Here is a 23,681-nt window from a genome sequence, read left to right on the forward strand (position 1 = left end):
TTATGAAAGCAGCGATACAAAATGAAAAGTGTTCATTCACATCGCTACAAAATTGTGTTGCTCATATACATCGAATCGCGTGGCCGGCTGGCCGCGCGATCCGGTGTTTTTATTGGCAAGCCTCGCATCCCGGATCATCGATCGCGCAGAACTTGATGTCGGTGGCGGGCGTTGCATTCATCTGCGCCTGCGCTGCGGCGGCTGCCGCCTCGAGCGCGCTCATGCCGCTGGCGGCGGGTGCGGAGCCGGACGACACCGAGTTCATCTTGCCCGCGGTCACGGTCGATTTCTCGGCGTGCGTCGCGCTCTGCGTGCGCAGGTAGTAGGTGGTCTTGAGGCCGCGCAGCCAGGCCAGCTTGTAGGTATCGTCGAGCTTCTTGCCCGAGGCACCCGCCATATAGATATTGAGCGATTGCGCCTGGTCTATCCATTTCTGGCGGCGTGCCGCCGCTTCGACGATCCAGGAGGTCTCGATTTCAAACGCCGTGGCGTACAGCGACTTGACGTCCTGCGGCACGCGGTCGATGGGGCGCAGCGAACCGTCAAAGTGCTTGAGGTCCACCACCATCACGTCGTCCCACAGGTTCAGGCGCTTGAGGTCGCGCACCAGGTAGTGGTTGATGACCGTGAATTCACCGGACAGGTTGGATTTGACCGAGAGGTTGCCGAAGCAGGGCTCGATGCAGGCGTCCACGCCGATGATGTTGGAAATGGTGGCGGTCGGGGCGATGGCGACGCAGTTGGAGTTGCGCATGCCGTCCTTGGCGATCTTCTTGCGCAGGGCGTCCCAGTCCAGCGTGGCGGAACGGTCGACTTCGATGTAGCCGCCGCGCTGCTCGGCCAGCATGTCCAGTGTGTCCAGCGGCAGGATGCCCTTGTCCCAGAGCGAGCCCTTGTAGCTGGCGTACTTGCCGCGTTCCTTGGCCAGTTCGGTGGAAGCCCAGTAGGCGTGGTAGCAGACGGCTTCCATGGACTTGTCGGCGAATTCGACAGCTTCCTGGGAGGCGTAAGGCACGCGCAGCTCGTACAGGCAGTCCTGGAAGCCCATGATGCCCAGGCCCACGGGGCGATGGCGCATGTTGGAATCGCGGGCCTTCTTGACGGCGTAGTAATTGATGTCGATCACGTTGTCCAGCATGCGCATGGCCGTGGTGATGGTCTTCTTGAGCTTCTCGTGGTCGACCGCGCCGTCCTTCAGGTGCTGGACGAGGTTGACCGAGCCCAGGTTGCAGACGGCGGTTTCGGTGTCGCTGGTGTTGAGCGTGATCTCGGTGCACAGGTTGGACGAGTGCACGACGCCGGTGTGCTGCTGCGGCGAGCGCACGTTGCAGGCGTCCTTGAAAGTGATCCAGGGGTGGCCGGTCTCAAACAGCATCGAGAGCATCTTGCGCCACATGTCGGTGGCTTGCAGCTTGCGGGACGGCTTGATCTCGCCGCGCTCGGCCTTGGCTTCGTAGGCGATGTAGATCTTTTCGAAGTCCTTGCCGAACTTGTCGTGCAGGTCGGGCGTGTCGGACGGCGAGAACAGGGTCCAGCTGCCTTTTTCCATCACGCGGCGCATGAAGAGGTCGGGAATCCAGTTGGCGGTGTTCATGTCGTGCGTGCGGCGGCGGTCGTCGCCGGTGTTCTTGCGCAGTTCCAGAAACTCCTCGATGTCCAGGTGCCAGGTTTCCAGGTAGGCGCAGACGGCGCCCTTGCGCTTGCCGCCCTGGTTGACGGCAACGGCGGTGTCGTTGACGACCTTCAGGAACGGCACCACGCCTTGCGATTCGCCGTTGGTGCCCTTGATATGGGCGCCCAGGGCGCGCACGGGCGTCCAGTCATTGCCCAGGCCGCCGGCAAACTTGGACAGCAGGGCGTTTTCCTTGATGGCGTCGTAGATGCCGCCCAGGTCGTCGGCGACCGTGGTCAGGTAGCAGGACGACAGCTGCGAACGCAGGGTGCCGGCGTTGAACAGGGTGGGCGTGCTCGACATGAAGTCGAAGGACGACAGGATCTCGTAGAACTCGATGGCGCGCTCTTCGCGGTTGATCTCGTTGAGCGACAGGCCCATGGCCACGCGCATGAAGAAAGCCTGGGGCAGTTCGATGCGCTGCTTGCGCACGTGCAGGAAGTAGCGGTCAAACAGGGTCTGCAGGCCGAGGTAGTCGAATTTCAGGTCGCGCTCGGGCTTGAGCGCGGCGCCCAGGCGGGCCAGGTCGAACTGCTGCAGTTTTTCGTCGAGCAATTCGTTCTGCACGCCCTTGGCGATGAATTGCGGGAAGTATTCGGCATAGCGGACGGCCATGTCTTCCTGGTTGACTTCTTCGCCCAGCACTTCCCGGCGGATGGTGTGCATCAGCAGGCGCGCGGTGGCATAGGTGTAGTCGGGGTCTTTTTCAATCAGGGTGCGCGCCGCCAGGATGGACGCTTTGTAGACCTCGTCGATGGGAACGCCGTCGTAGAGGTTGCGCATGGTTTCCGCGACGATGGGGTCGGGCTTGACATCGGCGCCCAGGTCGGCGCAGGAGGCCTCGATCAGCGCCTGCAGGTTGCGGATGTCCAGGGCGATGCGGTTGCCGCGGTCGGTGACGTGGATTAGGGGCGCTGCGGGCGCCTGGGTCTGCGGCTGGCGCGCGCGCTCCTGCGTGCGCTTTTCGCGGTACAGCACGTAGGCGCGGGCAATCTCGTGGTGGCCGCCGCGCATCAGGCCGAGTTCGACCTGGTCCTGCACGTCTTCTATATGGAAGGTGCCGCCGCCCGGGCGCGAGCGCATCAGGGCGCGGATGACCGCCTGGGTCAGGCCGTCGACCGTTTCGCGCACGCTGGCCGAGGCCGCGCCCTGCGTGCCATGAACGGCCAGGAAGGCCTTCATCATGGCCACGGCGATCTTGTTGGGCTCGAAAGGCACGACGCCGCCGTTGCGGCGAATGATCTGGTAGTGGGCGAGGGGGCTGGGCTGGGTGTTGGTATCGCTGGCTGCCGGATTGCCGGCGGCAACGCTGGACGTTGCGGGCACTGCGTGCTGTGCTGTTTGCATGACTTCCTCTTTGCTTTGTTTTATGACTGGCTTGATGTGCTGTTGCGGGCAACCGTTTTGGCGGAAGGCGTTCAAAAGCATGAACCAATTCCTCGTCGCCGGGGCCCGAATTACATCAAACTGAATTAGGGCTTAGACACTATACCTAGGGTATGGGGGGAATACAAGCCACTACAGGTAGTGTATCGCCGACTGAATGCACCGTTACGTTTTGTGGCTTTTTCAGCCCCGTTTTGGACAGCTGCGCGACGCTCTCGATTTCGTGCCGCTCATCTTCGGCAAAGCCTGATTCCATCAGGCTTGCGCAGCCCCGGCAACGCTGCGGCGCGCCTTGTCGCGGGCTTTGGCCCGCCAACACAAGCCCATGTTAGCGCGGTAAAAATACCGTGAAATTTCCGGCTGCAAAGCGCACCACCCCGGTGTGGTTTTGCGCGCGTGAGCCTCAGGCGGTCTCGGGAAAATACCTAGCCGGCAAGGCCAGCGAGTCTTGCAGCAGGGACCACTCAAAACCCGGACCGGGGTCTTGCTTGCGGCCGGGCGCGATGTGTTCGTGTCCCGCGATGTGGGCGATGGGATAGGCCTGGAGCAGCGAGGCGCAGAGTCCTGCCAGGGTCTCGTACTGGGGCATTTCGAAGGCGCCGCCTTCCAGGCCCTCAAGCTCGATGCCGATGGAGTCGTCGTTGCAGTTGCCGCGTCCGCGGTAGTTCGACTCCCCGGCATGCCAGGCCCGGTCGCCGCAGCCGACGAACTGCCACAGGGCGCCGGAACGGGCAATGAAGAAGTGCGACGACACCTGCAGGCCGCGTATGCCCTGGAAGTAAGCGTGGGCTTCCCACTCGAGCTGGTTGGTGAAGAGGCGCTGCACGTTGCCGTTGCCGAATTCGCCGGGCGGCAGGCTGATGGAGTGGATGACAACGAGGTCGATCAGCGCGCCCTCGGGCCGCGGCCCGAAATTGGGCGAGGCCAGCGCGCGCGCATAGCGGTACCAGCCGTCCCGCCACAGGGGCTGCGGGGTGCCGGCGCCCCGGCCTTCAGGCGGGGTCATCGGCGGCGTCGAGTTCATCGGCGGGGTCTTCGCTGCCCGGTGTCACGATGTTCAGGCGCGCAATGCGGTAGCGGATCTGGCGCAAGCTCAGCCCCAGCCTGGCGGCGGCCGCGGTTCGGTTGAAGCCGTTTTCCAGCAGCACTTTCGTGAGGATGCTGCGCTCCTGCCTGTCCAGGTACTCCTGCAGGTTTTCCGGAACGGCGACCTGCTCTTCGGCCGGCGCGTCAAAATGCAGTTCGCTGCCGTCGCCGAGCGCCACCGCGCGGTGCAGGGTGTTTTCCAGCTCCCTGACGTTGCCGTTGAAAGGCAGGGCGCGCAGCTGTCCCATCACGGAATCGGTCAGCTCGGGTACCGGGAAGCCGGACTCATGGCAAATTCTGGCCAGCAGGGCTTTGCACAGGGCCGGCAGGTCTTCCCGGCGCTCGCGCAGGGCGGGCACGTGAATCTCGATCACATTGAGCCGGTAATAAAGATCCTGGCGGAAAGTCCCGGCCTGGACTTCGGCGACCAGGTCCTTGTGGGTGGCGCTGACGATGCGCACGTCCACCGAGTCCTCCTGCGCGGAGCCCAGCGGCCGCACGGTGCGTTCCTGGATGGCCCGCAGGAGCTTGGACTGCATGGCCAGGGGCAGGTCGCCGATTTCGTCGAGAAAGAGGGTCCCGCCCTTGGCCGCCTGGAAGTAACCCTGCCGGTCTTGCGCCGAGCCGGTGTAGGCGCCTTTGCGCGCGCCGAAGAACTCCGCTTCCAGAAGGTTCTCGGGGATGGCGCTGCAATTGACCGCCACGAACGGGCCCGCCGCGCGGTGGCTGCAGCCGTGCACGGCGCGCGCGACCAGTTCCTTGCCGGTGCCCGATTCGCCCTGGATCAGCACCGGCGCCATGCTGCCGGCCACCTTGACGATGCGCGACTTGACCGCGCGCATGACGGCTGACTCACCGACCAGCTTCTGCAAAATCAGCGGGGCTTCGGCGGCCACCGGCAGGGGCAGCGACAAGGGCGTGATGCCGGAATCCGGTGCGACGCGCTCGGTTTTGTCGCTGGCCGGCGTTGCTTGCCTGGCGCCCTGCACGGCCGATGCCACCACGCTGCGGAACTGTTTGAGGTCGACCGGCTTGGTGAGGTAGTCGAAAGCGCCGGCTTTGAGGGCTTCGACGGCGTTTTCGGCGGAGCCGTGGGCCGTGATGACGACGCAGCGTTCGCTGCGCTGCTGGCTTACCATGTCGCGCAGCAGTTCCAGGCCCAGGCCGTCCGGCAGGCGCATGTCGGTGATGACCGCATCGAAGCGGTTTTCACTGAGCTGCTGGCGGGCCTGCAGCAAATCGCCGGCGGCCTCCACCCGGTAGCCCTCCCTGAGCAGGGTCAGTTCGTACAGGGTTCGCAGGTCCGGCTCGTCGTCGATGACGAGGATGCGGGCTTGCTGGGGAACGGGGTTTTGCATGCTCATGGTGTCAGGTGGGCATTGTGGCAAAAGACGGCGCGGAGATGTTCGGGGATTGCGCGGAAGGCGTGAACATCACGAAAAATTCGTTGCCCTCGGTGCCTTCGCGCTGCACGCGCTGGTAGCCGATCATGGCGCCGTAGCGTTCGCACAGTTCACGGCAGATATACAGGCCCAGCCCGCTTGACCGGCTTTCCGACGAAAAGAAGGGTTCGAACAGGTGGCTTTGCACGGTCTGCTCCAGGGGCTGGCCGTCGCTCCAGACGGACAGGCGAGACTGCCCCGGCGCCACGGCCTGGGTCGCGACTTCTATCGCCCCGGCGGAATCGCTGGCGTAGCGCAAGGCGTTGTCCAGCAGGTTGATCATCAGGCGCCGCAAATGCTCGGGCTCAAAAATCACGACGGCGTTGTCCGAGTCCGCCGTGATGCGCGTGCGCCCGGAGGCCGCGGTCTGCTCCGCCCAGTCGGATGTGATCTTCCGGACGGTGTCGTCCAGCGGCAATGTGGTGGTTTGCGGCGAAGGCAGCTGCGCCTGGGCGCGCGAAATATTCAGCACCTCGTCCACGATGCGGGCCAGGCGCTGGGCGTTTTGCCTGACCATGGCGGTGAGCCGGCGCTGCCCCGGGTCCTGCAGGTCTTCTTCGAGCAGGGCGTTGGCCTGCGAAATGGCGGCCAGCGGGTTGCGGATTTCATGGGCCACCGCGGCCGACATGCGGCCCATGGCCGCCATTTTTTCGGTCCGCACGCGCGCTTCCATTTCACGCAGGTCTTCCAGGAACATCACGCACAGGCTCTCATGCGAGCCGTTCGGCGAAGCGGCCAGCCGCGTGCGCACGTGCAGCCGCCGGGTATGGCCGCCCGCGTTGTGCAGGCTGACGTCGGATTCCTGCGGCGATTGCGCCGCGAAGGTGCGGTGCGTCAACTCGGCAAGAGGCTGCCAGGCGGCTTCCGTGGCCAGGATGAAGGGGGCGCTGCGCACGGAATCGCCGGCCGCCAGCAGGCGCCGTGAGGCCGGATTGGCCGAGCGCACGATGCCGTTGACGTCGACCACCAGCACGCCGTCAGCCAGGGCTTCGATCACCAGTTCATTCACCTGCGTTTGCATGCGGGCGGCGGACTGGCTGCGTTTGGCAAGCTGCTCTTCCCTGGCCAGGCGCAGGGCCAGGTGGTTGGCGAGCAGCGCGACGAGAAAGAAGCCGGAGCCGCTCAGGCCTGATTGAAGGAAACGCGCGTTGGCGTCGCCCAGGCCCTGCAGCGAGTTCCACCAGGCGTCGGCCAGCAGCAGCAGTGTCACGCTGGCGGCTGTGCCAAAGGCCAGCAATATCGGGCCCAGGATGGAGGCCAGCAGCACCGGCAGCGCGAACAACGGGGTGTAATTGATGCCACCGGATTGCAGGAAGTTCAGCGCAGAGAAGGCGATGACGTCCACGCCGATGGTGAGCACCCATTGCGCGTCAAAGGTGCTGCCGGGCGGCCGGGGCCGTGACCAGAGCCGCACCGCCAATGTGGCGCACAGGTAGGCGATACAGGTCGCGATGGACCAGCGGTTGGTGGTGTTGCCCAGCGCGTAAATGAATGCCTGCAGGACGACCAGCACGGCGGCGATGGCGACGCGTGCGGTCATGAAAACATGCCACAAGCGGCCGAAGGAGCCCGGCCCGGACGTGATTTCCCAGCCGCCTGAGCCCTTGTCGCCGCCTGTTTCAAACCAGTGGGACGGCGTGCTCATTTAACCTTCCGTCTGGCGCCGGTGCGCGTCGCTGCAGTAAATGCCTTTGTTGCCGATCAGCGCTTCAGTTTTCGGCAAATGCACGCCGCAAACTTCGCAGGCGACGATTTCAGTGATGGCCGTTCCTGTTTTTTGCGGGCCTGGCGGACGGGCGGGCGCCGCGTCACGCCGTTCCGTTTCACGGTTGTGCCGCCAGATCCAGAACGCCACCAGCACCAGGGCCATGACCAGCAGGTATTTCATGCTCGCCTCAGGATGACTTCAAGCACAAAGCGCGAGCCGGCATAGCCCAGCAGCAGCAGGCCGGAACCCAGGTACAGCACATGGACCGCCTTGCGGCCGCGCCAGCCCAGGCGCGCCCGGCCGATCAGCAGGCCGGCAAAGGTCAGCCAGGCCAGGACCGAGAACACGGTTTTGTGGTTCCACTTCCAGGCCAGGCCCGGCCCGTACAGGGTTTCGGCGAACAGCCAGCCCACGAACAAGGTGGCCGACAGCAGCACAAAGCCGGCCTCCACGAAGCGGAAGGTCAGGCGCTCCAGCGTCAGCAGGGGCACGCCGGCGTCGGTTTGCGCGGCCAGCCGGATGGAGCGTTCGGAGCGCGTCATGAGCCAGCCGTGCACCACCGCCGCGGCAAACAGCCCATACGACGCAATGCCCAGGGCCCAGTGCAGCGGCAGCCAGGGCGAGGCGATGGCATGGTAAGTGGTGCCCGGAAAAATGGCGGCGAGGATGACCGCCACGCTGCCCAGCCCTGCCAGCGCCCAATGGGCCTGCATCTGCGGGAAGAGGCGGCTTTCGACCGCGTACACCGTCAGCACCAGCCAGACGGTCATGGACAGCGCGGGCGCAAAACCGAAGCGGGCCGGCTCGCCGAGCAGGCCGTCGGCCAGCGCCAGCGCGTGCAGCAGCCAGGCGGCCAGCAGCATGCCGCGTATGGTGCCGGCGCTCAAACGCGGCGTGGCCAGCGCCAGCACGGCATAGGCGACGGCGGCGCCGGCTGCCGCGGCAAGACCCCACCAGTCGCTCAAAGCTAAAATCATGGCTAGAGTTTAGCCTTTACTGCTTTCGCGGCGGCTTTCCCCGCCGGCCCAACGCAGCCCTTCTTTCCTCACCTAACTGCCCCACGCCCGTGGCGCCTTCCCATGGCTTCAGCCCTTACCGACAAGTTATCCCGCCTCGTCAAGGAAATGCGAGGCCAGGCCCGCATCACCGAATCCAATGTGCAGGACATGCTGCGCGAGGTGCGCATGGCGCTGTTGGAGGCCGACGTGGCCTTGCCGGTGGTGCGCGACTTCGTCGCCCGGGTCAAGGAAAAAGCGCTGGGCCAGGAGGTGATGGGCTCGCTCTCGCCGGGCCAGGCGCTGGTCGGCATCGTCAACCGCGAACTCGCCGCCACCATGGGCGAAGGCGTGAGCGACATCAACCTGGCGGCTCAGCCGCCGGCGGTCATCCTGATGGCCGGCCTGCAGGGCGCGGGTAAAACCACCACGACGGCCAAGCTGGCAAAGCACCTGATCGAAAAGCGCAAGAAGAAGGTGCTGACGGTGTCGGGCGACGTTTACCGCCCCGCGGCCATCGAACAGCTCAAGACAGTCACCAAACAGGCCGGCGCCGAATGGTTTCCCAGCACGCCCGACCAGAAACCGGCCGACATCGCCCGCGCCGCCATCGACTACGCCCGCAGGCATTTCTTCGACGTGCTGCTGGTCGACACGGCCGGCCGCCTGGCGATTGACGAAGCCCTGATGGCGGAAATCAAGGAGCTGCATGCCATCCTGAACCCGGTCGAAACCCTGTTCGTCGTCGACGCCATGCAGGGCCAGGACGCGGTCAACACCGCCAAGGCCTTCAAGGAAGCGCTGCCGCTGACCGGCATCATCCTGACCAAGACCGACGGCGATTCGCGCGGTGGCGCGGCACTCAGCGTGCGTCAGATCACCGGCGCGCCCATCAAGTTCTCGGGCACCAGCGAGAAGATCGACGGCCTGGAGGTGTTCGACGCCGAACGCCATGCCGGCCGCATCCTGGGCATGGGTGACATCGTGGCGCTGGTCGAGCAGGTGGCTGCCGGCGTGGACATGGCGTCCGCCCAGAAGCTCGCAGCCAAGATCAAGTCGGGCGACGCCTTTGACCTCAATGACTTCCTGGGCCAGCTGCAGCAGATGAAGAACATGGGCGGCCTGTCCAGCCTGCTCGACAAACTGCCCGCGCAGATGAGCGCCAAGGCCGGCCAGGTCGACATGGACAAGGCCGAGAGAGACATCAAGCGCAAGGAAGGCATCATCCAGAGCATGACGCCGCTGGAGCGCCGCAAGCCCGAACTCATCAAGGCTACGCGCAAGCGCCGCATCGCCGCCGGTTCAGGCGTGCACGTTCAGGAAGTCAACCGCCTGCTCAACGAGTTCGAGCAGATGCAGGGCATGATGAAAAAGATGAAGGGCAGCGGCATGATGAAGATGATGAAGCGCATGGGCGGCATGAAGGGAATGCCGAAGTTCTAAAAGAGCTGTTGCTGTTGCTCAATAAAAAAAGCCGCTCAAAGCGGCTTTTTTTTATGGGTGTTCCGGACTCAGGCCGTGTTCAGCAGCGGCTTGGCCAGCCGGCTGGCATGCAGCCAGGCGCGGCGCAGCACGGCCGGTGAGCGGGTTTCTTCCGGAATCAGCAGGTAGTTTTGCGCGCGCAGTGCCGTGCCCACGCCGACCTTGCTGGTGAGCACCGTCATCGGGATGGACAGCAGCAGTGGCAGGCCCACCGGGATCAGCCAGACCAGCGCGCGCGCGTCGATCACGGCGATGCCGACGGCCAGCAGCGCGATCACGCCGGACATGGGCGCCAACTGCGCCAGCGCGTGGCGCCAGGGCACGGCGGCCGCTTCGCGCGGGGGCGACTTCCATTCGAGCTTCAGGCCGGTCAGCGCCACCACCACGAACAGCGAATGCGCCAGCATGCGGATGGGCGCCTGCAGCAGGGCGATCAGGGTTTCCAGCAGCGCGCTGCGCAGCAGGCTGGCGGTGCCGCCGTAAGACTGCTGCTGGCGGTTGATCAGTACGGCGGCAATGCCCAGGATGCGCGGCAGGAACAGCATGCACAGCGTCCAGGCCCACAGCGACATCAGCTCACCGGGCAACAGGGTCCAGTCGGCGATCATGGGCGAGCCCGACAGCCACAGCGCGGTGCCCAGGGTCAGGAAGCACAGCCACAGCGGCGCCGACAGGTAGGCCATGGCGCCGGTGCCGAACATCGAGCGGTGCACCGGGTGTATGCCCGGCTCGGCGATCAGGCGCGAGTTCTGCAGGTTGCCCTGGCACCAGCGGCGGTCGCGTTGCAGTTCGGCCAGCAGGTCGGGCGGCTGCTGTTCGTAGCTACCGACCAGGTCGCCCACCAGCCAGACGTGATAGCCGGCGCGGCGCATCAGCGCGGCTTCGACGAAGTCGTGCGACATGATGCTGCCGGCCATGCCGCCGGTGCCCGGGATGTGGGCCAGCGCGCAATGCTTCATGAAGGGCTCGATCCGGATGATGGCATTGTGGCCCCAGTAGTGGGACTCGCCCATCTGCCAGAACTGCATGCCAAGCGTGAACAGGCGGCCCGTCACGCGCGAGGCGAATTGCTGCGCGCGCGCATGCAGCGTCACGTGGCCTATGGCCTGGGTGGCGGTCTGGATGATGCCGGCCCTGGGATTGGCTTCCATCAGCTTGACCATGGAGACCAGGCAGTCGCCGCTCATCACGCTGTCGGCGTCCAGCACCACCATGTAGCGGTAGTCCTTGCCCCAGCGGCGGCAGAAGTCGGCCACGTTGCCGGCCTTGCGGTCGGTGCGGCGCTTGCGCAGGCGGTAGTAGACCTCGATCTGCGGCTGGTCCGGATGGCCGGCCAGCTGGGTGCGCAGGTCTTCCCAGGCGGCGCGCTCGGCCTTGATGATGGCCGGGTTGTTGCTGTCCGACAGCACGAACACGTCGAAGCTTTGCACATGGCCGGTCATCGCAACCGACTCGCAGGTGGCGCGCAGGCCGGCAAACACGGTTCGCACGTCCTCGTTGCAGATCGGCATGATGATCGCGGTGCGCGTGGACGCGTCCAGCGGGTAGTGCTGGACTTTTTTGGCCGACAGCGCGTGCTTGTCGCCGAAGATGGTGACGTAAAAACCCATCATGGCGGTCATGAAACCGGTCACCACCCATGCCGACAGCAACGCGAACAAAGTGATCTGGCCGTACTGCAGCCAGGCGTTGTCGTAGTCGGGCTGCATGTCGGCAAAGATGCTGGTTGCCAATACGGTGCTGACCAGCGTGAGCAGCAGGAACACCGCGCGGCGGCGCCTGGCCGCGCGTTGCCAGGGCTCGGGCCGGGCGGCGGGCAGCGGGCGCGAAGCCGCCGGGTCGCCGGCCTTGAACATAGACATCAGCGGCAGCAAAAGCGCCGTCGCCATGCTATTCCAGAAGCCGCGCCAGGGGCGCGGCGCCATGGAGCCGCGGTTCAGCGGCGGCGCCGTGACCGAATTCGGATGACGTTCCTCGCGCAGCAGGCTGCGTGCGCCGGACGGTATCAGGGTGTGATCAGGTTGGTCCATGTTTCGCTCACGGTGTGGTTGTCATGTTTAAGAAAGGCGCGCAGCTCAACCGGCTGGGCCGGGTTCAGCCGCTGCAGGCGTAGCGTCATGCGCCATGCGCCGGTGACGGGGTTTTTGTAAGCCAGGCTTTCCAGCACGCGGCCGTTGGCGTCGGCACTGGAAATCGCTTCGACCTTGGCGTCCTCGGGCAGGGCGTCCAGTACCGGGCCGGCAAAGTCGACGACGAACTGGACCTGGCCTGTAAGGTCGGTGCCCGGTTTTGAAAAGCCGATCCCGCGACGCGATTGCGTGGCCCAGCCGTTGGGCGGCAGTTGCTGGTTCTTGCCCTGCCAGCTGACTTGCCAGGCGATGTCCAGCGATTGCCCGGGGGTCGGCATTTTTTCGGGCACCCAGTAGGCCGCCACGTTGTCGTGCGTCTCGTCGGGCGTGTTGAATTGCAGCAGCTCGACGCGGCCCGGACCCCAGTCGCCGACAGGCGTGACCCAGGCGCTGGGCCGCAGTTCATAGCGGGCTTCGGTGTCTTCGTAGCTGACGAAGCTGCGGTCGCGCTGCATGAGGCCGAAGCCCTTGAGCGACTTCATGCTGAAGGAAGTGGTCACCGTGGTTGACGGGTTCTGCAGCGGCCGCCACAGCCATTCACCGTCGCCGGTGGCCATCATCAGGCCGTCGGAGTCGTGCACCTCGGGGCGGAAGTCGCCGGACCGGGGCTGGTTTTCGCCGGCGAAAAACATGCTGGTCAGCGGGGCGATGCCCAGGGTGGCCACCGGCGCACTGTTGCCGCTGGTAGCGGCCGGGCGCATGAAAATCCGCGCCTGAACCCTGGTAGTGCTCTGCTCGCCGGGCGTGATGTCGAAGCGGTAGGCGCCGGTCATGCGCTCTGAATCCATCAGCGCGTAGACCGTCAGCTGTTTCGCGTCGGCGGCGGGTTTTTCAAGCCAGAAATCGGTGAAACGCGGAAACTCTTCCTTGCCGCCGCCCACCGTGTCCACCGCCAGGCCGCGCGCCGACAGGCCGTAGCGCTGGCCGCTGCCCAGGGCCCGGAAATACGTGGCGCCGGTGAAAACCACCAACTCGTCCTTGTAAGTCGGCGAGTTGAGGTTGCTGAAGAAGCGCACGCCGCCGTGGCCCAGGTCGCCCCAGGTCTGGGGTGACAATTTGTTTTTACCGAAATTGAATGTGCTCGGGTCGTAAGGAAGGGGCTTCACGCCCGCTGTCGTGATTTCGTGAATGCGCACCGAATCGCCGTGCCGGCCGACATGGAAAAAGTTCGCTTCGTAAGGCAGTTTGTCGGCGCGCCAGAGTGTGCTGGCGGCATTGAAACGGATGTCCCGGTAGTCGTCGTAGCCCATCTTGGCGAGCTCGGCGGGCACGGCGTGGGAAGCCTCGCGCCAGGGCGTTTGCGAGCGCTGGCGCGCCTTGGCGGCAACATCGTCGAGGCCGAAGGCCTGCGCCTGGCCCGCTGCGAGCGTCAATATCGCCAGGCCTGCGCAGGCCGCAATTCGAGCCCGCACCACAAAGTTGGCGCTGCGCTTGAGGCCTACAGAGGCGTCAAAAAAAGGCAGGAAAAAAGCTGGCATGCCATGACTAGGGCAAACCCTGTGCCAGCTTGAAAAAACTGTTTTAAATCAACAGCTTGGACGTGATACTTGACTTAACAAAATGTAATGCGGCCCAGAAGCACCAGAAATCGCTGTTTTTGTCGCCAATCAGCGACAAACATCTGCGGATGCTGGGTTAAATCGTTATGAATCAAGGGCTTATGCCTGTCGCTGGCCGGCGACGGCGCGCAGCGGCAGAGCGACAAGTTCTCGGGCTCAAGCCTTGAAGTGGCCTGGCGTGAGGCCGTGTTTTTGCATCAGGCGGTAAAACTCGGTGCGGTTGCGGTCCGCCAGGCGCGCCGCGTCGGCCACGTTGCCGTCGGTCAATTTGAGCAAGCCCACCAGGTAGTCGCGCTCGAAATGCTGTTTGGCTTCAGCAAACGTCAGCACCTGCACGCTGGGCGAGCGCAGCGCCCGCTGCACCAGGGCCAGCGGCACCAGCGGCGTGGTCGACAGCGCGCAGACCTGCTCCACCACGTTGAAGAGCTGCCGCACGTTGCCGGGCCAGGCGGCGGTGCTCAGGGCCTTGAGGGCTTCGGGCGCGAAGCCGCTCAGGCGCTTGTCGTATTTGGCGGCCAGCTTCAACAGGAAGTGGTTGGCCAGCAGGGGAATGTCCTCGCGGCGCTCCGACAGCGGCGGCAGGGTCAGCGTGACGACGTTGAGCCGGTAATACAGGTCGGCGCGGAACTGGCCCTCGGCCATGGCGGCGTCCAGGTCGCGGTGGGTGGCCGAGATGATGCGGACATCCACGGGAATCGACTGGCTGGATCCCAGCGGCCGCACCACGCGTTCCTGCAGCACGCGCAGCAGCTTGATCTGCAGGGCCGGCGGCATGTCACCGATTTCGTCGAGCAGCAGCGTGCCGCCGTCGGCCGCCTGGAACAGCCCCTTGTGATTGGCCACCGCGTCGGTGAAGGCGCCCTTGACGTGGCCGAACAGCTCGGACTCGAGCAGGGCCTCGGGGATGGCGCCGCAGTTCACGGCGACGAAGGGCTTGCCGGCGCGCGGGCTGGCCTGGTGGATGGCCTGGGCCAGCAATTCCTTGCCGGTGCCGCTCTCGCCGCGCAGCAGCACACTGGCGTCGGATTGCGCCACCATGCGCGCTTCGGCCAGCGCTTCGGCCATGCGGCTGGAGCGGCTGATGATCTGGTTTTGCCAGGCTTCGGGGCTGCCGCGCCTGGCCGGGGTGGCGGGGGCGCTCAGCGACAGGGCCTGGGCGATCTTGTCGAGCAGGCCCTTGCCGTCAAAAGGCTTGGTGAGGTAGGTGAACACGCCGCGCTCGGTGGCTTCCACGGCGTCGGGAATGGTGCCGTGCGCGGTCAGCAGGATCACCGGCAGGGACGGGTGTTGCTTGCGGATGTCGTCGAACAGCGCCAGGCCGTCCCGGCCGGGCAGGCGCACGTCGCTGAGCACCAGTTGCGGGCGCTCGATGTGAAGCTGGGTCAGCGCCGCTTCGGCCGAGGCCACAGCCGTGACGCGGTAGCCCGCCGCGGTGAGTCGCATGGTGAGCAGGCGCAGCATGTCCGCATCGTCGTCCACGACGAGCAGGTGGGGCGAAATGGTGCTGGCGGTGTCGCTCATCATGGGGCGGCGCGGGGCCGGCTGGCGGCGGGCGCGGAGGCGGGCGCCGCGGGCGGGCGACTCGTCAGGCTGCGTTCTATGGCCTTGAGCGCTTCCAGCCGCTCGTTGGTCTGGTCGAGCCGGCGCTGCACGTCGCGCAGCTGCTGGTTCTGCTTGTCGAGTTGCTCTTCAAGGCGGCGCTGCTCGGCATAGCGCGACGCCAGCAAACGGGCCAGCGGGTGCAATGGCTGGGCGTCGGCGTTGCCCAGCACGCGGGCCAGCAACTCCTGGGCGCGTATCAGCTCGGGCAACTGGCGCAGCTGGCTCAGCACAAGCGACAGCTGGATCTGGGCCTCGGGACTGGCGGCGTCGCCCAGCCGCGCGGCTTCCTGCGTGAGTTCGGCCGGCGGCATGACGCGCACGCGCTCCGCGTAGGCCAGCATGCGCAGCGTCATGCCGCTGGCGAACACCACCGCCTCGGGGAGCGGCGCGGCGGGTTGGCTGGCGCTGGGCCGCGGGGCCTGGGCGGCGGAGGCCGCGGCCCGGGCCGCCTGGACCGCCGCGGTGTCGGCGCCGCGCTCAGGGGTGTGGCCGCCGCTGCTGCATGCGGTCAGCAGGGCCGATGCCAGCAGGGCCGGCAGCAGGCCGCAGCCGGCAAGGTGGGCCGCGAGCCGTGGGGGGAGGGAATCAGTACTTGGATGCATGGGGAAGCTCTATTCTGAAGTGTGCACCAGGTTGGTCGGGCATCAGGCTGATGCTTCCGCCGTGTGCGGCAATGTATTCGTGGACGATGGACAGGCCGATGCCGCTGCCGCGAACCACGTCGGCCGGCTGACGCTCGCCGCGGTAAAAGGGCTCGAAAATCCGCTCCCGGTCGGCTTGCGCGACGCCCACGCCCTGGTCGTGGATATCGATGCGCACAAACCCCCGCAGCGGGCTGAGTTCGAGACGGATCTGGCCTTTGGCCGGCGAATAGCGGATGGCGTTGGACAGCAGGTTGGCGACCGCGGTGCCGATTTTCTCGGCGTCTATTTCCATCACCAGCGATTCGCCCACGACGGTGACCGCCAGTTCGCGCGCGCGCCACTGCAGGCGTTGCGCATAGACCTGCTCTTCCATGAGCTGCAGCAGGTCCACGCTTTGCCGGTGCAACTGGCGCGCCTCGAAGGCCGCGGTGTTGAAGCGCAGCAGGTCCTCGATCTGGCTTTGCAGCACGCCGGTGTTGTGTTTCAGGATTTGCGCGATCTCGCGCTGGTCGTTGCTCAGCTCGCCGGCCACGCCGTCTTCCAGCAGCGACACGCCCTCGCGCAGCGAGGCCAGCGGCGTCTTGAGCTCGTGCGAGATGTGGCGCAGAAAGCGCGATTTGTCGGCGTCCAGTTCGACCAGGCGCAGCCGCAGCCAGTTCAGCCGCTGCCCGACCAGCGCCAGGTCGGCCGGTCCCTGGATGGCGATCACCTGGTCGAGCCGGTTTTCACCCAGGCCCACGATGGCGTTTTCCAGGCGCCGAAGCGGCAGGGTGAACCACACGCCGAAGGCCAGCGCCATGGCGACGGCCAGCACGATGGCCCAGGTCACCTGCTGCGCCAGGCGCTGGCGGCTGGCCTCCAGCTTGCCTTCGAGCGACTTGTTGCGCTGCTGGATGGCTTGCTGCACCTGCACCGCGATGGCGGCGTTGATGCTTTCCAGCTCGCGGAACTCCTGCGCCAGCTGGCGCTCGCGGTCCAGTGCGGTGTCGGGCGGGCCGGTCAGCAGGCCGGCAATCGTCTGCAGGTGGGCGCGCCACTGGCGGGCCCTGACGACGGGGATGTCCTCGCGGGCCAGGGTCGCCAGGATGTCGCCGGCTTCCCGCAGTTCTTCGCCAAAGCGCTCCCTGAGCACCCGGTCGTCGAGCACGACCGACTGCCGCGAGGTGCGCTCCATGGACACGCTGCGTTCGCTGAGCGATTGCGCCGCGCCGCTGAGTTCCAGCGCCCGGGCGGCGTTGTCGCGGCTTTGCAGCGAAAGGTCTTCCAGGGTGAACAGCGCGCGCAGCGAGGCGGCGCCCAGCAGGGCGGCGATCAGCAGGAAAGCGATCACCAGCAGTTGCCGGAACGAAAATCGTTGCAGCATGCGCGTGGAGTACCTGAGCAAGGGCGGCGGCCTCAGGCCGCGACGGCGACGTCCCGCGTCAGGACTTCGCCGCGCAGCGAGCGCTGCGTGGCCTGGGTGATGGTGATGTCCAGCATCTGGCCGATCAGCCGGGGCTGGCCCTTGAAGTTGACCACGCGGTTGCATTCCGTGCGGCCCATGAGTTCGGTCGGGTCCTTGCGCGAGGCTCCTTCGACCAGGATGCGCTGCACCGTGCCCTGGCGGCTGGCGCTGATGGCGCGCACGCTGTCGTCGATGGTGGCCTGCAGGTGCTGCAGCCGCCGCAGCTTGACCTCGTGCGGCGTGTCGTCGTGCAGCGCGGCGGCGGGCGTTCCGGGGCGCGGGCTGTAGATGAAGCTGAAGGAGGTGTCGTAGCCGATCTCGTCGATCAGCTTCATCAGCTTATTGAAGTCATCCTCGGTTTCACCGGGGAAACCCACGATGAAATCGCTGCTCATGGCCAGGTCGGGGCGGATGGCGCGCAGCTTGCGCACGGTGCTTTTGTATTCCATGGCGGTATAGCCGCGCTTCATCGCCATCAGGATGCGGTCGGAACCGTGCTGCACCGGCAGGTGCAGGTGGTTCACCAGCTTGGGCAGTTTCGCGTAGGCGTCGATCAGGCTCTGGGTGAACTCGTTGGGGTGGCTGGTGATGTAGCGGATGCGCTCAATGCCCGGAATGTCGGACACGTATTCGAGCAGCGTCGCGAAATCGGCGATCTCGGCGGTCCCGCCCATGGGGCCGCGGTAGGCGTTGACGTTCTGCCCGAGCAGGGTGACTTCCTTGACGCCCTGGTCGGCCAGGCCGGCGACCTCGACCAGCACGTCCTCGAAGGGGCGCGAGACCTCTTCGCCGCGGGTGTAGGGCACCACGCAGTAGCTGCAGTACTTCGAGCAGCCTTCCATGATGCTCACGAAGGCGCTGGCGCCTTCGACACGCGCCGGAGGCAAATGGTCGAATTTTTCGATCTCCGGGAAGCTGATGTCGACCTGCGGCTTGCCCAGGCGTGCCCGGCTGGCCAGCAACTGCGGCAGGCGGTGCAGGGTTTGCGGGCCGAAAACCACGTCCACATAAGGCGCGCGCTGGATGATGGCCGCGCCTTCCTGGCTGGCCACGCAGCCGCCCACGCCGATCAGCACGCCTTTTTCCTTGAGGTGCTTGACGCGGCCCAGGTCGCTGAAGACTTTTTCCTGGGCTTTTTCGCGCACGGAGCAGGTGTTGAACAGGATCAGGTCGGCCTGTTCCATGTCCTGCGTGGGCTCGTAGCCCTCGGCCGCGCGGAGCACGTCGGACATCTTGTCCGAGTCGTACTCGTTCATCTGGCAACCAAAGGTTTTGATAAAGACTTTTTTACTCATGATCTGCTGGCGTGGCGGTTGGCCGCTGGATTCGCTGTTGAATGGATGCTTGCCGGAGTTCTGCCGGGAGGGCGAAATGCGGATGCGCCGGGGATTCCCGGCGCGGCGCGAATCAGCGCTGGTAGGCTGGCAGCTGGTGGTACGGCGTCTTGCCGTTGTCCGCGGGCGCCTTGGAGGCGCTGTCGGTGGTGAAGTTGAACAGCGTGGCGGTGCCGCCGGGCCGCTTTTCCTTGGCCTCTTCCGCGTTGAGGATCCAGACCTCATGCACCAGGCCGGTGTTGTCGCGCACGTAGTTCACCAGCACGGGCTTGTTCAGCAGGGGCGCGGACAGCGTGAACTGGTTGTTGGCGTCGCGTATGCGCGCGCCCACCGAGAGCCGTTCCCGCTTGCCGTCCATGGAAATCACCGGCGGCGCCAGCACCACCATTTCGCCGCGGACGGCCTTGGCCGGGAACTGCCTGACGTTGGGCTTGGCCGCTTCGGTGGACGAAGTGGCCTGGACGGCCTGGCTGCTCTGGTCGGTCTGGGCCAGGGCGGGCAGGCCCAGCACGCCGGCAGAGGCGGCCAGTGCCGCGAGGAAGGGAGTCGGACGGAAGTTGCAGCGGTTCATGGTATGTGTCCAGAGGCTGTTGAATATCAAAAGGATAGCAAAGAATGGCCGGATCGCGCCATAAAAAGAACCCGCAAAGGCCCAGAACACAAAGAACAAAGCCCCAGGGGAGGGAACCCTCTGGGGCTTTGAAAGCATTCTTGGTGGTCGTAGGTGGACTTGAACCACCGACATCAGCATTATGAATGCTGCGCTCTAACCAACTGAGCTATACGACCGAAACCCAAGATTATATATCACCCCCACGCTCCCCGCTACGCGTGGTTCGCTGCCCCCCGAGGGGGCCGCCCGCCTGCGGCCCGGCAAAGCCGGTTCCGCGGCTCATGCTGGGTTTGGCCTAATCGCTATCGGTGTTTAAAGACCGGTTTGCGTTTGTTCACGAAGGCGTCCATGCCCTCTTTCTGGTCTTCGGTGGAAAACAGCGAATGGAACAGGCGCCGCTCGAACATCACACCGTCGCTGAGTCCGCTTTCAAACGCGCGGTTCACGGCCTCCTTGGCGGCCATGACGCTGGGCTGGCCGAAACCGCAGATCAACAGGGCGGCGCCCAGGGCTTCGTCCATCAGCTTGTCCAGCGGCACCACGCGGCTGACCAGGCCCGAACGCTCGGCCTCCTGGGCATCCATCATGCGGCCGGTCAGGGCCATGTCCATGGCCTTGGACTTGCCCACCGCGCGCGGCAGGCGTTGCGTGCCGCCGGCGCCGGGGATGATGCCCAGCTTGATCTCGGGCTGGCCGAAACGCGCGTTGTCGGCGGCGATGATGAAATCGCACATCATGGCCAGTTCGCAGCCGCCGCCCAGGGCGAAACCGCTGACGGCCGCGATCACCGGTTTGCGCACGCTGCGGATCTGCTCCCAGTTGCGGCTGATGTAGTCCTTGTTGTAGACGTCGGCAAAGGTGTAGGTTGCCATGGCGCCTATGTCGGCGCCGGCCGCGAAGGCTTTTTCGCTGCCGGTCAGGATCATGCAGCCTATGCCGTCGTCGGCGTCGAAGCCCTTGAGTGCCAGGCCCAGCTCGTCCATCAACTGGTCGTTCAGGGCGTTGAGCTGCTTGGGCCGGTTCAGCGTGACGATGCCTACCTTGCGGCCGTCCGGGCCCTCGGTGCGGGTTTCAATGGTTTCATAGCTCATGGAAGAAGTCCTTTGGCGGGAAATGCGGGGAAGCTGGGGAAATGGCTGGGGCAATGATGCCATGAGCCGGGCTGCGTCCGGCAGCGCCGCAGGTGCTAGATTCGAGGCAGGAGACACCCCGCCATGACCGATTCCGCTTCCCTCGCCGGCACCGGCGACGCCACTGTTTTATACGCCACGGAAGGCAGTGTGGCCGTCATCACGCTGAACCGGCCGCAGGCACTTAATAGTTTCACCCGGCGGATGCACCGCGAGCTGTGGGCCGCGCTGGACCGGGCCGAGGCCGACGCGCAGGTTCGGGCCCTGGTGGTCACCGGCGCCGGCCGGGGATTCTGCGCCGGCGCCGACCTCTCGGAATTTGATTTTTCGCCCGGCCCCGGCCTGGTCGAGCGCGCCGACCCGGGCCCGCTGATCGACCAGGCCTTCAATCCCACGGCGCGCCGTTTGCTGCAGCTGCGCATGCCCACGGTGGCTGCCGTCAACGGCGTGGCTGCGGGCGCAGGCGCCTCGCTGGCGATGAGCTGCGACATGGCGGTGGCCGCGCCGGGCGCCAGTTTTATCCAGGCCTTCAGCAAAATAGGTCTGGTGCCCGACGCGGGCAGCAGCTGGCTGCTGGTGCAAAAGCTGGGTCTGGCCCGCGCCATGGGCCTGGCACTCACGGGCGACAAATTACCCGCGGCGCAGGCCAGGGAATGGGGCCTGATCTGGGACGTGGCGGACGAGCCGGTGGCCGCCGCCATGGCCCTGGCGCAGCGGCTGGCCGCGCTGCCAACGCGAGCCCTGGTGGCGACACGGCAACTGATGCGCGAGGGCGTGACCCGCACGCTGCACCAGCAGCTCGATGCCGAGCGCGACATGCAGTCGGCCCTGGGCCGCACGCACGACTACTTTGAGGGGGTGGCCGCTTTCCTGGAAAAACGGCCGGCGGTTTTCAAGGGGGAATAAGCCGTCAGGCCTTGGGGCCCAGCCAGTGGTCCATCAGCGCGGCATCCTGCACCGCCAGGCGCCAAGTGGTCAGCGCAGGCGGCATGGCGAGTTCCAGCCGCATCAGGCGTTTGTCGCGCGACACCAGGGCGATGACTTTTTTGGCGTCACCGGCGTAGTGCGTGAGGTCGTCGAGCCGGCTCATGCGCCAGCCGCCGCCCGTGCCCCGTGCCGCGGCCTTCGTGGCGGGTTCCAGTCCCAGCCATTCATCGCCGGCCGCGAAGCCGGCACGCTCGGCGACACCGCCGCGCAAGACGGTTTTCACCTGTACGCTGCCCTGGCTTTCGCCCACGCGCAGGCCCAGCCGGTGGGCCAGTTGCGCGGGCTCTTCCAGCACCGCGACACCATGGTGCTGCAGCAGCGCCTTGAGCGGCAGCTCGTCCCGGCCATGGACCCAGCGGGAGAGTTCCGCCGCGTAGGGCCTGTGCCCGGCCGCCGCGAGCTCTTCCGCGAAATCGGCCTCGCGCATGGGGCCGGCCTTGCAGCGCAGCCAGAGGGCGCGCATCACGTCGTCCAGCGTGCCGGCTTTGGCGCGGCGGTGTTCCCTGGCTTCCGTGCGCAGCGTGAGGTCAAAGCACAGCGCCACCAGTGAACCCTTGGTGTAGTAGCTCACGGTGGCGTTGGGCGTGTTTTCATCCTGGCGGTAGTACTTCACCCAGGCATCGAAGCTGGCCTCGGCCACCGACTGGACCAGGCGCCCCGGGGTTTGCATGACCTGGTTGATGGTCTTGTTGAGCAGCTTGAGGTAGCCGGCGTTGTCCAGCAGCCCGGCGCGGCGCAGCAGGAGGTCGTCGTAATAACTGGTGAAACCCTCGAAAAACCACAGCATGCGGGTGTAGTTCTCGCTGGAGTAGTCGTAGCTTTCAAACTCCGCGGGGCGCAGGCGCTTGACGTTCCAGGTGTGAAAATATTCGTGACTGATCAACCCGCGCAGGGTGGTGTAGCCCTCGGTGCTGCGGGGCTCGCCTACGCGCGGCAGGTCCTGGCGCTTGCAGATCAGCGCAGTGGAGTTGCGGTGCTCCAGCCCGCCGTAGCCGTCGTCGACGGCGTTGAGCATGAACAGGTAATTCTGGAAGGGTGGTTTTCTGGCACCGTGCCAGAAGCGGATTTCGGCCTCGCAAATTTTGTGCGTGTCGGCCAGCAGCCTGTCGCCGTCGAAGCCGGCCGCGGCGCCCGCCACCACCACGCGATGCGGCACGCCGCGCGCCGTGAAGCTGCCGCTCCAGAAAATGCCCATTTCCACCGGGCAGTCGACGAGTTCGTCGTAGTCGGCCGCCACGTAGCTGCCGAAGCCCTGTCTGCTGGTTTCGCGCGCCGCCAGGCCGGTGGCCAGCGACCAGCCTTTGAGGGCCTTGGGCGCGGGAACCTCGAGCACGTGCTCCGCCTTTTCACGGCCTTGCACCTTCAAGCACAGGCTGGTGCCGTTGAAAAACCCCCGGTGCGCATCAAGCCAGGCGGTGCGCACCGAGTTGTCGTTGGCATACACCTCGTAGCGCAGCACCAGCGGCCTGGCCGGCGAACATTGAACTTGCCAGGTGCATTTGTCGAGTTGCTCCACGGACAGCGGCATGCCCACGGCCTGCCGGGCCTCGAGCTTTTGCAGGTTTTTGGAAAATTCCCGCACCAGGTAGCTGCCGGGAATCCAGACGGGCAAGGAAACCCGCTGCAGCGCGTCGGGCTGGGCGATGGTGAGGGTGACGCGAAAGAGATGGGCGTGAAGATCGCCGATTTCGACGCGGTAGTGGACTGGGGGGCGGGTGTTTCGTGTGGGGCCTGGCATCTTGCGCACAGAATACCCCAGGTCCGGGCCCGGCCGTTTTAGCGCTTGGCGGCAGCCAGCTGCTGCTCGACCTGCTGCGCGTTGATCGCGCCGGGGATGCGGGAGCCGTCTTCAAAAAACAGGGTGGGCGTGCCGGTGATCTTGTGTTTCCTGCCCAGGGCCAGGTTGCGGTCCAGCACCGAGGTGTCGCAGTTGCCCTTTGCGACCGCCTGGTCGCGCACCATCAGGTCAAGCCAGGCTTTGCCCTGGTCCTTGGCACACCAGATGTTTTTGGCCTTGTCGGTGGAATCCGCGCTCAGGATGGGGAAGAGAAACATGTACACCGTGACGTCGTTGACTTTTTGCAGGTCGCGCTCGAAGCGTTTGCAATAACCGCAATTGGGGTCCTCAAACACCGCCAGCTTGCGCTTGCCGTTGCCGCGCACGACGGTGAAGGCATCCTTGATGGGCAGGGCGGAAAAGTCGATGGCGCTGAGTTTTTCCACGCGCTCTTCGGTGAGGTTGCGTTTGGCCCGCACGTCGATCAGGTTGCCCTGGATCAGGAAGTTGCCTTCGGCGTCGGTGTAAAAAATATCGCTCTCGTTGACGCGGATTTCGTAGAGGCCGTTGATGGGCGTCTTGCTGACCTCATCGATCTTGGCGAAAGCGGGCATTCTTTCCGCCAGGTTTTTGCGAATCGCGGCTTCCTGCGCGAACGCGGAACCCAGGCTGCAGGCCAGCAGGCCCAGGA

18 protein-coding genes and 1 tRNA gene are annotated in these 23,681 nt (G+C 65.6%); 2 read left to right on the top strand and 17 right to left on the bottom strand.

The features are described 5' to 3' along the window. Positions 1–109: 109 nt before the first annotated feature. The 6 genes from AC1D1Y_RS12960 to AC1D1Y_RS12985 form a co-directional block, all read right to left on the bottom strand. Entirely contained in the window at positions 110–3,019 is a 2,910-nt protein-coding gene (locus AC1D1Y_RS12960; RefSeq protein ID WP_477682680.1) for a ribonucleoside-diphosphate reductase subunit alpha, read from the bottom strand. Positions 3,020–3,461: 442 nt separating this feature from the next. Further along, a complete protein-coding gene (gene ampD, locus AC1D1Y_RS12965) occupies positions 3,462–4,064 on the bottom strand; it encodes a 1,6-anhydro-N-acetylmuramyl-L-alanine amidase AmpD (protein ID WP_477682681.1) in 603 nt (200 codons plus the stop codon). Beyond that, complete coding sequence (locus tag AC1D1Y_RS12970; RefSeq protein WP_477682682.1) at positions 4,051–5,508, bottom strand: sigma-54-dependent transcriptional regulator; 1,458 nt, start codon at positions 5,506–5,508, stop codon at positions 4,051–4,053. Before AC1D1Y_RS12970 ends, ampD begins: the two co-directional genes overlap by 14 nt. A gap of 4 nt (positions 5,509–5,512) precedes the next feature. Continuing rightward, positions 5,513–7,231 carry a sensor histidine kinase gene (locus AC1D1Y_RS12975; RefSeq protein ID WP_477682683.1) on the bottom strand — a complete coding sequence of 573 codons (1,719 nt, stop codon included), beginning with the start codon at positions 7,229–7,231 and terminating at the stop codon, positions 5,513–5,515. Next, positions 7,232–7,474, bottom strand: coding sequence for a PP0621 family protein (locus AC1D1Y_RS12980; RefSeq protein WP_477682684.1), 243 nt, complete (start codon positions 7,472–7,474; stop codon positions 7,232–7,234). It abuts the gene before it with no gap. Further along, complete coding sequence (locus tag AC1D1Y_RS12985) at positions 7,471–8,271, bottom strand: cytochrome C assembly family protein (RefSeq protein ID WP_436156457.1); 801 nt, start codon at positions 8,269–8,271, stop codon at positions 7,471–7,473. The genes AC1D1Y_RS12980 and AC1D1Y_RS12985 overlap by 4 nt, the downstream gene beginning before the upstream one ends. A gap of 102 nt (positions 8,272–8,373) precedes the next feature. Between AC1D1Y_RS12985 and ffh the strand changes: the two genes are divergently transcribed. Next, on the top strand, positions 8,374–9,732 hold the full coding sequence (gene ffh / locus AC1D1Y_RS12990; protein ID WP_477653015.1) for a signal recognition particle protein: 1,359 nt from the start codon (positions 8,374–8,376) through the stop codon (positions 9,730–9,732). Positions 9,733–9,800: 68 nt separating this feature from the next. Here ffh and mdoH read toward each other — a convergent pair whose 3' ends face one another. The 9 genes from mdoH to AC1D1Y_RS13035 form a co-directional block, all read right to left on the bottom strand. Further along, entirely contained in the window at positions 9,801–11,801 is a 2,001-nt protein-coding gene (mdoH, locus tag AC1D1Y_RS12995) for a glucans biosynthesis glucosyltransferase MdoH (protein WP_477682685.1), read from the bottom strand. Next, positions 11,777–13,378, bottom strand: coding sequence for a glucan biosynthesis protein G (locus AC1D1Y_RS13000; RefSeq protein WP_477682686.1), 1,602 nt, complete (start codon positions 13,376–13,378; stop codon positions 11,777–11,779). Before AC1D1Y_RS13000 ends, mdoH begins: the two co-directional genes overlap by 25 nt. Positions 13,379–13,615: 237 nt before the next feature. Then, a complete protein-coding gene (locus AC1D1Y_RS13005) occupies positions 13,616–14,980 on the bottom strand; it encodes a sigma 54-interacting transcriptional regulator (protein ID WP_477682693.1) in 1,365 nt (454 codons plus the stop codon). Next, positions 14,980–15,663, bottom strand: coding sequence for a hypothetical protein (locus AC1D1Y_RS13010; RefSeq protein WP_477682687.1), 684 nt, complete (start codon positions 15,661–15,663; stop codon positions 14,980–14,982). The genes AC1D1Y_RS13005 and AC1D1Y_RS13010 overlap by 1 nt, the downstream gene beginning before the upstream one ends. After that, positions 15,647–17,068, bottom strand: a complete 1,422-nt coding sequence (locus AC1D1Y_RS13015; protein ID WP_477682694.1) for a sensor histidine kinase — start codon at positions 17,066–17,068, stop codon at positions 15,647–15,649. The genes AC1D1Y_RS13010 and AC1D1Y_RS13015 overlap by 17 nt, the downstream gene beginning before the upstream one ends. Positions 17,069–17,100: 32 nt before the next feature. Then, positions 17,101–18,444, bottom strand: a complete 1,344-nt coding sequence (gene miaB / locus AC1D1Y_RS13020) for a tRNA (N6-isopentenyl adenosine(37)-C2)-methylthiotransferase MiaB (protein ID WP_477653020.1) — start codon at positions 18,442–18,444, stop codon at positions 17,101–17,103. Positions 18,445–18,556: 112 nt separating this feature from the next. Next, positions 18,557–19,054 (bottom strand): hypothetical protein, encoded by a 498-nt coding sequence (locus AC1D1Y_RS13025; RefSeq protein ID WP_477682688.1) that lies wholly within the window; start codon positions 19,052–19,054, stop codon positions 18,557–18,559. A 141-nt stretch (positions 19,055–19,195) separates the two neighbouring features. Then, positions 19,196–19,272: transfer RNA gene (locus AC1D1Y_RS13030), tRNA-Met, on the bottom strand. A 126-nt stretch (positions 19,273–19,398) separates the two neighbouring features. Further along, positions 19,399–20,187 (bottom strand): enoyl-CoA hydratase, encoded by a 789-nt coding sequence (locus AC1D1Y_RS13035; RefSeq protein ID WP_477682689.1) that lies wholly within the window; start codon positions 20,185–20,187, stop codon positions 19,399–19,401. Positions 20,188–20,310: 123 nt separating this feature from the next. Between AC1D1Y_RS13035 and AC1D1Y_RS13040 the strand changes: the two genes are divergently transcribed. Next, positions 20,311–21,132 carry an enoyl-CoA hydratase-related protein gene (locus AC1D1Y_RS13040; RefSeq protein WP_477682690.1) on the top strand — a complete coding sequence of 274 codons (822 nt, stop codon included), beginning with the start codon at positions 20,311–20,313 and terminating at the stop codon, positions 21,130–21,132. Between the two features lie 4 nt (positions 21,133–21,136). Here AC1D1Y_RS13040 and AC1D1Y_RS13045 read toward each other — a convergent pair whose 3' ends face one another. Then, positions 21,137–22,951: a M61 family metallopeptidase gene (locus AC1D1Y_RS13045; protein WP_477682695.1), complete on the bottom strand. Its 1,815-nt coding sequence runs from the start codon at positions 22,949–22,951 to the stop codon at positions 21,137–21,139. Between the two features lie 38 nt (positions 22,952–22,989). Next, positions 22,990–23,679 (bottom strand): DsbC family protein, encoded by a 690-nt coding sequence (locus tag AC1D1Y_RS13050; protein WP_477682691.1) that lies wholly within the window; start codon positions 23,677–23,679, stop codon positions 22,990–22,992. Between the last annotated feature and the right edge of the window lie 2 nt (positions 23,680–23,681).

The sequence above is a fragment of the Polaromonas sp. P1_G1 genome (assembly GCF_056405595.1).

Coding starts and splice junctions, on each gene's coding strand:
- AC1D1Y_RS12960 (WP_477682680.1), bottom strand. CDS start 3,019: ATGCAAACAGCACAGCACGCAGTGCCCGCAACGTCCAGCGTTGCCGCC.
- ampD (WP_477682681.1), bottom strand. CDS start 4,064: ATGACCCCGCCTGAAGGCCGGGGCGCCGGCACCCCGCAGCCCCTGTGG.
- AC1D1Y_RS12970 (WP_477682682.1), bottom strand. CDS start 5,508: ATGAGCATGCAAAACCCCGTTCCCCAGCAAGCCCGCATCCTCGTCATC.
- AC1D1Y_RS12975 (WP_477682683.1), bottom strand. CDS start 7,231: ATGAGCACGCCGTCCCACTGGTTTGAAACAGGCGGCGACAAGGGCTCA.
- AC1D1Y_RS12980 (WP_477682684.1), bottom strand. CDS start 7,474: ATGAAATACCTGCTGGTCATGGCCCTGGTGCTGGTGGCGTTCTGGATC.
- AC1D1Y_RS12985 (WP_436156457.1), bottom strand. CDS start 8,271: ATGATTTTAGCTTTGAGCGACTGGTGGGGTCTTGCCGCGGCAGCCGGC.
- ffh (WP_477653015.1), top strand. CDS start 8,374: ATGGCTTCAGCCCTTACCGACAAGTTATCCCGCCTCGTCAAGGAAATG.
- mdoH (WP_477682685.1), bottom strand. CDS start 11,801: ATGGACCAACCTGATCACACCCTGATACCGTCCGGCGCACGCAGCCTG.
- AC1D1Y_RS13000 (WP_477682686.1), bottom strand. CDS start 13,378: ATGCCAGCTTTTTTCCTGCCTTTTTTTGACGCCTCTGTAGGCCTCAAG.
- AC1D1Y_RS13005 (WP_477682693.1), bottom strand. CDS start 14,980: ATGAGCGACACCGCCAGCACCATTTCGCCCCACCTGCTCGTCGTGGAC.
- AC1D1Y_RS13010 (WP_477682687.1), bottom strand. CDS start 15,663: ATGCATCCAAGTACTGATTCCCTCCCCCCACGGCTCGCGGCCCACCTT.
- AC1D1Y_RS13015 (WP_477682694.1), bottom strand. CDS start 17,068: ATGCTGCAACGATTTTCGTTCCGGCAACTGCTGGTGATCGCTTTCCTG.
- miaB (WP_477653020.1), bottom strand. CDS start 18,444: ATGAGTAAAAAAGTCTTTATCAAAACCTTTGGTTGCCAGATGAACGAG.
- AC1D1Y_RS13025 (WP_477682688.1), bottom strand. CDS start 19,054: ATGAACCGCTGCAACTTCCGTCCGACTCCCTTCCTCGCGGCACTGGCC.
- AC1D1Y_RS13035 (WP_477682689.1), bottom strand. CDS start 20,187: ATGAGCTATGAAACCATTGAAACCCGCACCGAGGGCCCGGACGGCCGC.
- AC1D1Y_RS13040 (WP_477682690.1), top strand. CDS start 20,311: ATGACCGATTCCGCTTCCCTCGCCGGCACCGGCGACGCCACTGTTTTA.
- AC1D1Y_RS13045 (WP_477682695.1), bottom strand. CDS start 22,951: ATGCCAGGCCCCACACGAAACACCCGCCCCCCAGTCCACTACCGCGTC.